Source organism: Chitinophaga sp. Cy-1792, assembly GCF_011752935.1.
Lineage (GTDB): Bacteria > Bacteroidota > Bacteroidia > Chitinophagales > Chitinophagaceae > Chitinophaga.
On sequence record NZ_VWWO01000003.1, the window covers coordinates 611,093 to 623,172 of the forward strand.

At 44.4% G+C, this 12,080-nt stretch carries 12 protein-coding genes; 4 read left to right on the forward strand and 8 right to left on the reverse strand.

The window, feature by feature from the left end; genetic code table 11:
* Positions 1 to 9: 9 nt before the first annotated feature.
* Positions 10 to 1,278 carry a 3-phosphoshikimate 1-carboxyvinyltransferase gene (gene aroA, locus F3J22_RS27830; RefSeq protein ID WP_167021251.1) on the forward strand — a complete coding sequence of 423 codons (1,269 nt, stop codon included), beginning with the start codon at positions 10 to 12 and terminating at the stop codon, positions 1,276 to 1,278.
* A gap of 42 nt (positions 1,279 to 1,320) precedes the next feature.
* Positions 1,321 to 2,322, forward strand: a complete 1,002-nt coding sequence (locus F3J22_RS27835; protein ID WP_167021252.1) for a chorismate synthase — start codon at positions 1,321 to 1,323, stop codon at positions 2,320 to 2,322.
* A gap of 70 nt (positions 2,323 to 2,392) precedes the next feature.
* On the opposite strand, the gene F3J22_RS27840 is transcribed toward F3J22_RS27835, so the two are convergent.
* Entirely contained in the window at positions 2,393 to 3,109 is a 717-nt protein-coding gene (locus tag F3J22_RS27840; RefSeq protein ID WP_240155224.1) for an FKBP-type peptidyl-prolyl cis-trans isomerase, read from the reverse strand.
* Positions 3,110 to 3,224: 115 nt separating this feature from the next.
* Between F3J22_RS27840 and F3J22_RS27845 the strand changes: the two genes are divergently transcribed.
* Entirely contained in the window at positions 3,225 to 4,427 is a 1,203-nt protein-coding gene (locus F3J22_RS27845; protein WP_167021253.1) for an acyloxyacyl hydrolase, read from the forward strand.
* Positions 4,428 to 4,617: 190 nt separating this feature from the next.
* Here the strand turns inward: F3J22_RS27845 and F3J22_RS27850 are convergent, their stop codons facing one another.
* The 6 genes from F3J22_RS27850 to F3J22_RS27875 all read right to left on the reverse strand — a co-directional run bounded on the left by F3J22_RS27850 (position 4,618) and on the right by F3J22_RS27875 (position 10,064).
* Complete coding sequence (locus F3J22_RS27850) at positions 4,618 to 6,507, reverse strand: CocE/NonD family hydrolase (protein WP_167021254.1); 1,890 nt, start codon at positions 6,505 to 6,507, stop codon at positions 4,618 to 4,620.
* 79 nt (positions 6,508 to 6,586) lie between these two features.
* Positions 6,587 to 6,937, reverse strand: a complete 351-nt coding sequence (locus F3J22_RS27855) for an MmcQ/YjbR family DNA-binding protein (RefSeq protein WP_167021255.1) — start codon at positions 6,935 to 6,937, stop codon at positions 6,587 to 6,589.
* 79 nt (positions 6,938 to 7,016) lie between these two features.
* On the reverse strand, positions 7,017 to 7,904 hold the full coding sequence (locus F3J22_RS27860) for a hypothetical protein (RefSeq protein WP_167021256.1): 888 nt from the start codon (positions 7,902 to 7,904) through the stop codon (positions 7,017 to 7,019).
* A gap of 296 nt (positions 7,905 to 8,200) precedes the next feature.
* Positions 8,201 to 8,389: a hypothetical protein gene (locus F3J22_RS27865; RefSeq protein ID WP_167021257.1), complete on the reverse strand. Its 189-nt coding sequence runs from the start codon at positions 8,387 to 8,389 to the stop codon at positions 8,201 to 8,203.
* 236 nt (positions 8,390 to 8,625) lie between these two features.
* Entirely contained in the window at positions 8,626 to 9,513 is an 888-nt protein-coding gene (locus tag F3J22_RS27870; RefSeq protein ID WP_167021258.1) for a hypothetical protein, read from the reverse strand.
* Between the two features lie 41 nt (positions 9,514 to 9,554).
* On the reverse strand, positions 9,555 to 10,064 hold the full coding sequence (locus tag F3J22_RS27875; RefSeq protein WP_167021259.1) for a hypothetical protein: 510 nt from the start codon (positions 10,062 to 10,064) through the stop codon (positions 9,555 to 9,557).
* Between the two features lie 281 nt (positions 10,065 to 10,345).
* On the opposite strand from F3J22_RS27875, the gene F3J22_RS27880 reads away from it, so the two are divergent.
* Positions 10,346 to 11,599 (forward strand): ectonucleotide pyrophosphatase/phosphodiesterase, encoded by a 1,254-nt coding sequence (locus F3J22_RS27880; protein ID WP_240155225.1) that lies wholly within the window; start codon positions 10,346 to 10,348, stop codon positions 11,597 to 11,599.
* 79 nt (positions 11,600 to 11,678) lie between these two features.
* On the opposite strand, the gene F3J22_RS27885 is transcribed toward F3J22_RS27880, so the two are convergent.
* Positions 11,679 to 12,044 (reverse strand): helix-turn-helix domain-containing protein, encoded by a 366-nt coding sequence (locus tag F3J22_RS27885; protein WP_205195751.1) that lies wholly within the window; start codon positions 12,042 to 12,044, stop codon positions 11,679 to 11,681.
* Between the last annotated feature and the right edge of the window lie 36 nt (positions 12,045 to 12,080).

The following is a 12,080-nucleotide window of genomic DNA, read 5'->3' on the forward strand; positions in this document are numbered from 1 at the left end:
ATTTAATATATGCAAGTTACTGTATCACCTGCCAGAATATCCGGAACGGTTACCGCCAATCCATCCAAAAGCGCCATGCAACGCGCTGTGGCTGCAGCACTGCTGGCAAATGGAAAAAGCATTATCCGCAATCCCGGACTGAGCAACGACTGTCTGGCTGCACTGGATGTGGCTGATAAACTGGGTGCCACTATTACCCGTCACGAGGATCATATCACCATAGAAAGTAATGGCGTGCATCCTAAATATGACGAGATCAACTGCGGCGAATCCGGACTCGGTATCCGTATGTTCACGCCCGTTGTTGCGCTGGCATCACAACCGGTAACGATCAACGGACATGGTAGTCTTACTACCCGCCCGATGAATTTCTTCGAAGAAGTATTGCCACAGCTGGATGTAAAAGTCACTTCCCGCGAAGGTAAGCTGCCACTGCATATACAGGGGCCGCTCCGTCCGAAAGATATCACGATAGATGGTAGCCTCAGCTCTCAGTTTCTCACCGGACTCCTGATGGCCTACGGTGCTGCAGCAGAAGATGTAACCATCACGGTACAGGACCTGAAAAGCAAACCATACATTGCATTAACCCTTCAGCTGATGAAGCACTTCGGTGTTGCCGTTCAGCAACAAAATTTTGAAACTTTCCATTTCGGTAAAAAACAACAATATCAAGCAAAGGAATATACCGTGGAAGGTGACTGGAGTGGAGCTGCCTTTTTGCTCGTAGCTGCTGCCGTTGCAGGTAAAGCAGAAGTACATCATCTTAATACTGAATCTGCTCAATCTGATAAAGCTATTCTGGAAGCACTGCAAAAAGCAGGCGCTTACATCATGCCGGGCATGTTTACCATCAACATTGAGAAACATAACCTGAAGGCTTTTGAATTTGATGCTACTGACTGTCCTGATCTGTTCCCGCCGATAGTTGCTCTGGCAGCTAATTGCGATGGTATCACCAAAATAAAAGGTGTGAGTCGCCTGGCGCATAAGGAAAGTGATCGCGGACTTACGCTGCAACAGGAATTTGGTAAAATGGGTATCCGTATTGATCTGAATGGCGATGAAATGCTGGTACATGGTGGTACCGGTATCAAAGGCGCTACCGTCAGCTCATGCAATGATCACCGTATTGCCATGGCCTGCGCAGTAGCAGCATTAACGGCAGATGCTCCGGTCGTAATTGAAAATGCAGAAGCTATTAACAAGTCATATCCTGAATTCTACGATCACCTGAAACTTATCAACGGAAAGGTTGATATTGCAGTGAATGCATAAACGTAGTTTTCATCATCATATTTCATCTTAAATTATCAGTGCGTGAACAGTTTTGGCAGATTATTCAGGGTTAATGTTTTTGGGGAATCCCATGGCGCCAGCGTTGGCGTAAATATCGATGGCGTTCCTGCCGGCATTCCTTTAAAACAGGAAGATTTTCTTCCTGACCTGGAAAGACGTAAAGGTGGCTCCAGAGGAACTACTCCCCGTAAAGAAGAAGACCTGCCGTACCTGAAGTCTGGCGTATTCAACGACCACACTACAGGCGCACCGGTAACTATTCTCTTCGAAAATAATAATACCCGCAGTACGGATTATGAGAAGCTCCGTGAGTTTCCTCGTCCGGGCCATGCCGACTTCGTAGCTACCGAAAAATATGGTGGCTTTGAAGACTATCGCGGTGGTGGTCACTTCAGTGGCCGCCTGACCCTCAACCTCGTAGCCGCAGGTACCATCGCAAAAAAGATACTGGGCGACAGTATCAGCGTAAATGCTGTAATAACAGAAGTGGGTGGTAATCCTGATCCGGAAGCGGGCCTGGAAGCTGCCATTGCAGCGAAAGACTCTGTGGGCGGTATTGTAGAATGCCGTGTGGATGGACTGCCTATCGGCCTTGGTGAGCCATTCTTTGATTCGCTGGAGTCCGCGCTGGCACACGCTGTTTTTGCCATCCCTGCCGTAAAAGGCATCGAATTCGGTGCTGGCTTTGCAGCGGCTAAAATGAAAGGGCTGGAACATAATGACCCGATACTGGATAAAACCGGTAAAACAGCTACCAACAACGCTGGTGGCGTAGTTGGCGGCATCACCAACGGTAACCAGCTCGTTTTTCGTATAGCCGTAAAACCTACGTCCAGTACGCCCAAAGAGCAGCAAACCCTCAATATTAAAAGTGGAGAAGTAGAAACATTCAGCGTGAAAGGCAGGCACGACCTGTGTATCGCCCTGCGTGTACCTGTTGTATTGGAAGCCGTTACAGCCATGGTGCTGGCGGATTTTATGCTGCTGGAACAACGTAGGCCACGCGTGTTCAAACAAGCTTAATACCACCACCAATAAACAAAAAAGACCTGCCAGCAATTGGCAGGTCTTTTTTTGTTTATTGGAAAAGTCCTTATTTAACGATTTCCAACAGCTCCACATCAAAGATGAGGGCACTGCCTGGCTGAATGGTAGGACCCGCCTGACGGTCTCCGTATGCCAGGTCGGCAGGGATGAACAGTCTCCATTTAGAACCAACGGGCATCAGCTGTAAAGCTTCTGTCCAGCCTTTGATAACACCGCTTACCGGGAAGGAAATCGGTTCACCTCTTTCTACAGAACTGTCGAACACAGTACCATCGATTAAAGTACCGTGGTAGTGGGTTTTAACTTTATCCTGCAGGGTAGGTTTTGCACCGTCGCCTTCTTTGATGATCTGGTATTGTAAACCATCAGGTAAGGTCACTATACCTGGTTTTGACTTGTTCTCTGCCAGGAATTTTTCACCAACAGCTTTGTTTTTGGCATATTTCTCTGCCTTCAGCTGTTGTAAGTAATTACTGATACTCATATCTGCTTGATCTTTGGTAAGTAACTGAGGATTCTTTTTCAGCACATCCTGGATGGCTTTACTTAACATCGCTACGTTGAGGTTATCCAGGCCTTGTGCATGAATATTTTCTGCGATGCTCAGGCCAATGCCATAGCTAACGCTGTCTATACGGGTTTTCAGCGGAGTAGCTGCTGGTTTGAGGGCCGGTTTCACCGCAGCTTTTGCTGCCGGTTTTGTCTGGCTGAAACCTTGTACGGATAATAATCCGAGTGCTCCCAGCAAAAGGTATTTTTTCATCATAATGTTGTTTGTAGCCTTTATTGTTTTAAGGGATGTTGACGCAAGTTAAGCAAATATGTGTTCCAACAAAATGATAAGCGCAATTGTTGAATGTTCTGGCATCTATGGTCTTATGAAGCAAATATTCGTTTTTTGTTACCTGCTCCTGATATCAACCATCACTTTCGCGCAGGACACCACAAACCTATGGCAGACAGCCATCAAAGACCCGAACCTGGGCAGCCACAGATACCTGGAGCTTAAACTCCATGCCGGCATTCATATATACGAAGGGAATGGAAATCCGAATTTTCAAAGTGCCCTGGATAACGGCTATAAATCTGCGGAAATACGCCTGGGTTGGCAATCTGCGGGCAAACAAAACTGGCAGCGGGTTTTCAATTGCCCCAGCTACGGCATCGGGTTTTATACGGGAAATATCGGCAACCCCAATGAACTGGGCTATCCCAGTGGCCTGTACGGCTTTTTCTATGCGCCCTTTCACCAAAGGCCCAGACACCATTTTGTAGCGGGGTTATCCCTCGGCGTTACCTACGACCTGGCGCCTTACGATTCCCTGAAGAACCCCTACAACGATGCTATCGGCTCCAAGGTGGCCGTGTATTTTAATGCGGATGTAGGTGGTGTCTGGAAGATCTCTGATATGTTTGATATCGTTTACGGGGTAGATCTCACACATTTTTCCAATGGCCGGATGTTCATGCCCAACCTGGGCCTGAATATGCTGGGCCTGAATGTGGGCTTCCGCTATCACTATAATGCAATCGCCAAAATCGCCAGAACGCAAATTGATAGTACGTATATAGCCCCACGAAGGCCCACTTGTGTCTATACGCCCATCACTCCGGTGCACCATTACCACGAATTATCGGTTTATGGCGCCCTGGGGTTGGTGCAGCTAAGCAGTGACCTTGGCATTAAAGCCCATTACGGCACCGGATCGCTGGTATTGGACTACGACTACCGCTATAGCAATTTCGGGAGCGTAGGGGGCGGAATAGACGGCTTTTACGACGGGAGTTTGGGCTATATCTATAAAGACCGCTACGGTACTGCCAATGCCGGCGATAAAATGCTGATGGGACTGCACGCAGGACACGCTATTCATATCAGCCGGTTTGAACTGGTGACACAGGCGGGCGTTTACCTGGTGCAGCGCGACAACGAAAAAGGGAAATGGTTCCTTCGTATAGGCTTCCGGTATAATATCGCCAAACATGGTTTTGTTCAAATAGGACTCAAAACCCTGAACGGAGGCGCTGCCGACTGGATAGAATGGGGCGGCGGCGGAAGAATGCGGTTTTACGCGAAATAAAAGGCAAAAGATTTCGTAATTCCGGGGGTCAGCCCACTCTCGACCAGTAGAGACGGAACCCACCGAAATGGCATCGAAGATGCCAATTCCAAATAAACAAAACAGCAGCAAGCCCATTAATCATCTGTCTAAATAAAAAACGCGTCTCTATTGAGTAGAAACGCGTTTTTTAAATATTCTATAAAGATGCTTAATTATTTAAAACCGGCAGTATCACACTGGAAGGGTGTTGCGCATCATGATAGATACGGATATTAGCCTTGATAAAGTCTTTCGCATCTGCTTTGTAGATATCCAGGAACTGTTGCGGGTTTCTGTCTACCAGCGGGAACCAGCTGCTCTGTACCTGGATCATGATACGGTGGCCTTTCTTGAAAGTATGAGCCACATCCGGCATCGTGAATTTCACGGCTGCAGGCTGATTAGGAACAAAGGCTTCCGGTTTTTCAAAGCTGTTGCGGAACTTACCACGCATGATCTCTCCACGAACCAGCATCTGATAACCTCCCATTGGGTATGTCGCAGAAGGCACACGACGGTGCTCACTTGGCGCATCTTCTTCGTATTTGAAGTCATTAGGGAATACATCAATCACTTTAACCACAAAGTCGGCATCTGTAGTGCTGGTGCTGGCAATCAGGTCAGCAACCACAGGACCGGCAAGGGTTACGTCGTTGTCCAGTACGGCAGACTCAAATACTGCTACATCAGGGCGACGTCCGGCAAAGCGCTGATCATCTGTCATGTAGTTGATGGTACGGCTATGGTGAACGCCATCAGTATAGGGTACCGGTTTGGCAGGATCACTCAGGTACTCGGTATAGCTGGCCGCAGCTGTAGGCTTGTTGAAAGACAAGCCGCCATCAGGCTGCAGGTAAACAGGCTTTTGCTGCATGGCAGCAGGAGGCCATGCCGGCAGCTTTTTCCAGTTGTTTTCACCGGTGAAGAAGATGGTAGCTTCTGCCAGGTCAGCCTGGCCCTTGCCTTTCAGGTAATAGTTGAAGAAAGGAATTTCCACGTTGTTGGCGTACCATTCAGAGGTATTGGAGCCAAAACGAACATTGCCCAGATGGGTACCATCATTGGAAGCCCACTGACCATGGTACCACGGACCCATCACGATACGGTTATTAGTGCTTTTGCTTTGCTGCTCAATCGCTTTATAGGTATTCCAGGCACCGAAGCAGTCTTCCGCATCAAATAAACCACCTACTTCCAGCATAGCCGGCTTAACGTTGGTCAGGAAATTACGTACGTTACGCGCTTTCCACCAGTCGTCATAGGTAGGATGGGCATACATTTCATGCCAGAAAGGAACGCTGTCGCCGATGATTTTGGCGAAGTTTTTCAGCGGACCTGTTTCCAGGTAGAATTTATAGTTGTCGTGGGTGTAATAGTCGTAACCCGGAGGGCCCACCTGCGTTGGTTTTGGATGCGGATGATCGAAAACGGTATAGAAGGAGAAGCCATCGCTGATAAAGAAGGCACCGTTGTGGTGGAAGTCGTCGCCCATGAACCAGTCGGTAACCGGCGCCTGCGGACTAACCGCCTTCACAGCGGGGTGATTGCTTAAAGCACCCATGGTAGAGTAAAAACCAGGGTAGGAGATACCGAAGATACCCAGGTTACCGTTATTGCCGGCAATGTTCTTTACGAGCCAGTCAACCGTATCATAGGTGTCGCTGGCTTCATCGATATCTTTTTTAGTCTTATTCGGGTTAAAAGGGCGAACGTTTACAAATGTACCTTCACTCATCCAGCAGCCACGAACGTCCTGGATTACCATGATGTAGCCCTCTTTCAGGTACTGCAGATAATGATTGCGGTATAAAGTACGGTAGTTATTCTCGCCATAAGGACCGGCAGAATAAGGCGTGCGGGTCATCAGAAACGGATGTTTCTCCGACTGGTCCTTAGGAATGTAGATAGATGTAAAGAGTTTTACACCATCACGCATAGGGATGTAGACTTCCTTTTTGGTATAGTGTTCGTACATCCAGAGTGAGTCCTGGTTTACGGCTTTGGTGACAACCGGTATCAGGAACAGTACGGCATAGGCCAGTAGCAGCCATTTTCTCATAAACGGTAAATTTGTTTTTGGAATGGCGCAAAATAATGAAAAGCCGCTGCATTCTCCAATCAAAATTGGATGACCGGCTTTATTGGCCCAATTCTTCCCGTACTTTCTTAGGTAAGCCTTTCACAACCAGGTCGTAAGAATTCTTAGTCCACTCCAGGATAAGCTTATTGGAGATATTGGAATGCATACTGACGGTATTCCAGTGCTTTTTATTCATGTGATAACCCGGTGTAACGCCCTCATAGCGTTCACGGAGCTCCACAGCCTCATCAGGATCGCACTTCAGGTTAACAGACTCAAATTCTTCCAGGTCAGTTAAAGCAAACATCTTCCCCATCACTTTATATACAAGTGTAGTTTCTCCAAAGGGAAACTCTTCCGTTACACCTGGGAGGGAGAGGCAATATTCTCTGAATTTCTCTATATCCATAAAAAGCCAGTGGTGAAATTTACTTACAAGGTAAGTAAATTTCACCACTGGCTTTTAGAAGTATGACTGCTAAATATCTTTATTTAACTGCTTCCATTTTATAGGAAAGAGTATAGGGAGATGGATAGTTCGGATCGCCGACGGTCACTATGCTTTCAGAAGAAAGATACCCTGTTACCGGATCAACGGTAGGGGTATAGGTGCTGGAAGATAGCAAAGCACCGTTCTGATAGTAGGATGATTTCAGCAGGTTATTGGCGCCAACAGATCCGCGAGAGCGATTCTGGCCCAAAATAGCTAGTGTCAGGGGACTAACCTTCATTACGCTAAGTAAAGGGCTCTTGGCTGTTCCATAGACATTTAAGGTTTTATATATATTTGTATAATCGAAATTTGAGCCTTTGTTTCCAAACCAGTAGTAATAAGTTTCTTCCATCAGGTTATATCCATCATATTTGCTAGTCCGATACTCTACTTTTTTGGCATCTTTATCATAGGGGTTAATTACAGTATCCTTTGAATACATCTGGACTATATTCAACTTATCATCTACTAAACAAAACAGACTATCCTTACTACCTCCCTCATATTTCCACCGCATGTATAACGTATCGTGTTGATAAGTGTAAGTGTAGACCATATATAATCTCCAGGTTAGTGGAGGGGTTCTGCTTTCTGCGGTATAGACACTATCCCTGACTTGTCTGCCGTTTTCATATGTTATGATAGCATGACTAGGTGGGAATGTATCTGTAACGTTATCATAAGCCACCATATTATAATAATAAAAGTCAGTTACTTTACCTGCATTATCATATATCAGGGTATCCATCAGGATACCATTTTTATAAACAGATAACAGGCGATATTCTTTTTCCACTGTAGGAGGGGGAGAAGTTGTATCATTTTTTTTGCAGGATAACAAAAATAGTAAGCCAACAGTAAATAATAGGTTTATCTGCTTCATAAGTATATTCGATTTTAAAGACGGGTAAATCTAATGTACTTATGGAAGGATATTGATTATTTATATTGGATTATTTTTGAAATTACTATCTGTATTAGGTTTGGTGCGAACGTGACAATATATGCTGCTTGTCTAGTCTAGGTCTAAGCTGCGTTTTATTGGTAATAACATCATCTCTTAATTCCTCTTTACATCCATGAAAACCAATAAACAATCCGGAATCGGATGAATAAATATGCATTGCTATTAAATCTTATAATAAATGAAAACGAAATACTAAATGGCAGGTAAGACCATTATTTCTTTTTGGAGGATTTATTAACTACAGTTTTTTTGGAAGGGGTAACTTTGGGAGGAGCCATCACAACTTTATCTAGTCCCAATTCAGATAAAAATTTGTTAGCTGCTTCAGGAGAAGCGGTGACTTTTTTTCTTTGTTCGACAAGCGCTTTTTTGAGTATTTTATATTGTGCTGCCGTCATCATAAATTTTATGTTTTTTACTATTGCAAAGGTACATCTACACAAAAATATCAACAATAAATCTGCACAAATAAATCTGTCAAAATCGGCTATGCTTCTACAGTATGGCGTTTTCGTAAGCAAATATTTTTTTCGGGTGATAATCGGATTATCATATTAAAAACCCTATGTTTAATATGCCAATTTTCAGCTTCTTAATTTGATAGAAAAAGCAGTAAATAAGGAGAGGAAATGGTATTTTACTGCTGCTTATAATAAAACTGTATCCCGTAATATTTTACAACAGGCTTATCTGCTTCGTCCAGCTCCAGTTTTTCATAGGTTTGTTCCAGTGGTAGCAGGGTGGTAGCGTCGTATTTGTAGCAGCATTGAATAGTGGCATTATTGGTGTTGCTACCATAAGTATCCGTTGTTTTCTGGGTCAACATGTTGTTGGTGGCATTGGAGAAAAGTATGGACGGATGAAACGTTTCACGCGTTATACCAGGATAGTCCTGGCATAACGGTGCAAACGGATTTGGATTCGTATCATATCTGATGTCTGTGATGGTCTGATGATTAACGACAGCATTGCGATCTGCCGGGAAAATATAATAGTCATTCATGATGATACGGGTCAGATTATTATCAATATATTCCAGGTCATCGTACGACACATAACGGTAATTATCGAGGGTAAAAGTATCTGTATTGCCTATGCGTATTGGTTTACCAAATTTGTTTAACTGAAATTGCAGGGTATCACCGGTTACTTCTGTAGAAGCCCTGGTAGATACCGTATATTTTGTAAAGCTGTCATCATTGTAATAAAGAGAATCAATTTCCATCAGCTCATTTTTCCAGTATGCCAGTACTTTTTCTACCTTGTCGGAAGTGCCATAGATGTATTCATGATGTGCATCCCATCTGCCGGTAACGTCGTCATAAAACCAGATGGCGGTCATATGTCCTTTACTATTATAAACGATGCTATCCACCGGTTTTCCATTCACCGTTACTTTATGTAAAAGCAATACCGGCCTGGTAGCAACGGATGATTTAGTTTTTGTGGTAAGGGATTTCATCAGCAATAAGCCTCCGCATATACAAACAGCAAGTATCAATAGCTTTATTCCGATGGTTTTCATAGTAAGGCGTTTCAGAGAATCGTGAGCAGTAAAGAAAAGAATTATTTTTTATTTATGTTGATGATTACCCTGGAATATCTTGCAAAACTGATTTCTACTTCCTGGCCTGCACGATAACCTGCCAGCTCCCCATCCATCCAGTAATACAAACGCTTGCGGCCTTCAGACTTAACAGAGAAATTGGTCTGTGAGTCATTGTTTTCAAGATATACTGCTTCCAACGGCGCCTGTATAAAGCCTTTCTGTAATCGTACCAGATCCTTTTTGATGGCCCAGTAACGGATATCTGTGACCTTAATCAACGCAAAGATCAGTGTAATCACAAAGCCTACCAGCCATATCCAGAACCAGATATTTGTATAGGAAAATAAGGAATGGTCAGCATCTTCTGAAGTGTTACGGCTGTAAAGAATGATTTGAGGAACCACAGAAGCCAGCAGGAGTAATGCGGCACCAATCAGGAAGAATTTAGTCAGTTGCTGTCTGTTCTTTTTTAAAGCTTCCTGCAATAGAAAATTCTCCTCTGTGGTCATAAAGGTGTAGTCGGTCATAATAAAGATGGTTTTTCAGATTGCTAATATATACAAAAACAATTAATTATTAAAATGATATATGTGTTTATGTATTAATTCGTTAGGTAGATGATGAGCAGAATTAGCCTCCGCTATAATTAATTTTGATTTATATATAACAAGATCTTAACACTGATAAAACCAGCATTTTACCACTCCCAATTAACTTTATGGCGGCTGCTGTTTAATTAGGTAAATTGCAGCCCGTTGTAAGTCCATCTGTTATTGTTACCCCCGGATCAATTCTAAAAATTTAAGTATTGAAACGGTTAATTTTAGTTACACTGACATTGATCTGTGCCGCTTTTACACTGCATGCACAAGACACCACACAGCAAATTGTTCCTGGCCGCGTAAACAGCGCTTCCAATCAGACAAGACCTTACGTAATCATGATCTCCATAGACGGATTCAGGTACGACTATGCAGAAAAATATCATGCTGAAAACCTGCTCAGGCTCTCCGGCGCCGGCGTTCGCGCCCTGGCCATGCAGCCCGCTTTCCCTTCACTCACCTTTCCGAATCACTATTCTATCATAACAGGTCTTTATCCTGCCCATCACGGCCTCGTAGATAATACCTTCTATGACCGTAAAAGAAAAGAGACTTATCGTGTAGGCGATACCGTTACTGTGCCAGATGGTTCCTGGTACGGCGGTACTCCGCTATGGGTACTGGCAGAAAAACAAAAAATGGTGAGTGCCAGCTACTTCTGGGTGGGCTCTGAAGCTGCCATCCAGAATATCCGCCCTACCTACTATTTCAAATACCACGAAAAAACATCGAACGACCAGCGTATTCAGCAGGTGGTTAACTGGCTCAAAATGCCGGAAGAAACAAGACCTCACCTCATTACCTTCTACTTCCCTGAAGTAGACCACGCAGGACACAGCTTCGGCCCTGAATCAGAACAGGTTCGTGCGGCCGTACTCCAGGTGGATAGCGCCATCGGTAAAATGGCGGATGCAGTTAGTAAACTCAATCTGCCTGTCAGCTTTGTAATCGTATCCGACCATGGTATGACCAATGTCGATACACAACATACACTGTCATTACCGGATACAAGTATTGTAAAGGCACTTAAAGTTGCGCCAGGTGGTGAAAAAGTATTGCTCTACGGCAACAACGAAGAAGAAATTTCGACTGCCTATAAATTCCTCAAACAAAACGAAAATCACTATACAGCTTACCTGAAACAGGAAACACCGGTGCGCTGGCATTACGGTCAGGAAGATATCTATAACCGTATCGGTGATATCATCCTGGTGGCAGAACCTGGCTATGCTTTCAGCTTTAGCAAAAGGGCGATGCATGTCGGCCATCATGGCTTCGATAACAACCTCACCGACATGAACGCAATCTTCATGGCATGGGGCCCTGCTTTCAAAGAAAATACCCGCATCGCTACCTTCGAAAACGTAAACGTTTATCCACTGGTAGCACGCATCCTCGGACTCGATATTACTCAACCTATCGACGGCAAACTGGAAGTCCTGGAAAGCATCCTGAAATAATAATAGCTGCGTAAATAACTTCGGGGCTTAACTGCAATGCTATTGCAGCTAAGCCCCGAAAATTTTTATAACAAACTCTTTATTCTTCTTTCAATAACAAGCTTTTCTGCTTATTCCCCCATGCACTCAGCAGTGCCAATATAGGTTTCAGTTCAATAGCAGCCTCCGTAAGCGAATACTCTACCCGCACCGGAACTTCTGCAAACGCATGCCGCACAATTAATCCATCCTGCTCCATCGACTTCAGCTGCAATGTCAGCATACGCTCACTCATATATGAAAACTCTTTTTTCAGATCACTGAACCTGGAAGTTCCTTTTGATAATTTATCCAGTAATAACAACTTCCAGCGGCCGCCAAGCATATTTACGGCGAAGGTCATATCGCAATCGATTATACACTTTTCATTTCTGCTATAGGTAGAGTTAACTTTTCTTGTTGCCATAACGAACATGTTTGTGCGTACCACACAATCGGTAGT

Excerpts from the sequence above, each read along its gene's own strand:
- aroA (WP_167021251.1), top strand. The coding sequence starts at position 10 with ATGCAAGTTACTGTATCACCTGCCAGAATATCCGGAACGGTTACCGCC.
- F3J22_RS27840 (WP_240155224.1), bottom strand. The coding sequence starts at position 3,109 with ATGAAAAAATACCTTTTGCTGGGAGCACTCGGATTATTATCCGTACAA.
- F3J22_RS27845 (WP_167021253.1), top strand. The coding sequence starts at position 3,225 with ATGAAGCAAATATTCGTTTTTTGTTACCTGCTCCTGATATCAACCATC.
- F3J22_RS27850 (WP_167021254.1), bottom strand. The coding sequence starts at position 6,507 with ATGAGAAAATGGCTGCTACTGGCCTATGCCGTACTGTTCCTGATACCG.
- F3J22_RS27855 (WP_167021255.1), bottom strand. The coding sequence starts at position 6,937 with ATGGATATAGAGAAATTCAGAGAATATTGCCTCTCCCTCCCAGGTGTA.
- F3J22_RS27860 (WP_167021256.1), bottom strand. The coding sequence starts at position 7,904 with ATGAAGCAGATAAACCTATTATTTACTGTTGGCTTACTATTTTTGTTA.
- F3J22_RS27865 (WP_167021257.1), bottom strand. The coding sequence starts at position 8,389 with ATGATGACGGCAGCACAATATAAAATACTCAAAAAAGCGCTTGTCGAA.
- F3J22_RS27870 (WP_167021258.1), bottom strand. The coding sequence starts at position 9,513 with ATGAAAACCATCGGAATAAAGCTATTGATACTTGCTGTTTGTATATGC.
- F3J22_RS27875 (WP_167021259.1), bottom strand. The coding sequence starts at position 10,064 with ATGACCGACTACACCTTTATGACCACAGAGGAGAATTTTCTATTGCAG.
- F3J22_RS27885 (WP_205195751.1), bottom strand. The coding sequence starts at position 12,044 with ATGGCAACAAGAAAAGTTAACTCTACCTATAGCAGAAATGAAAAGTGT.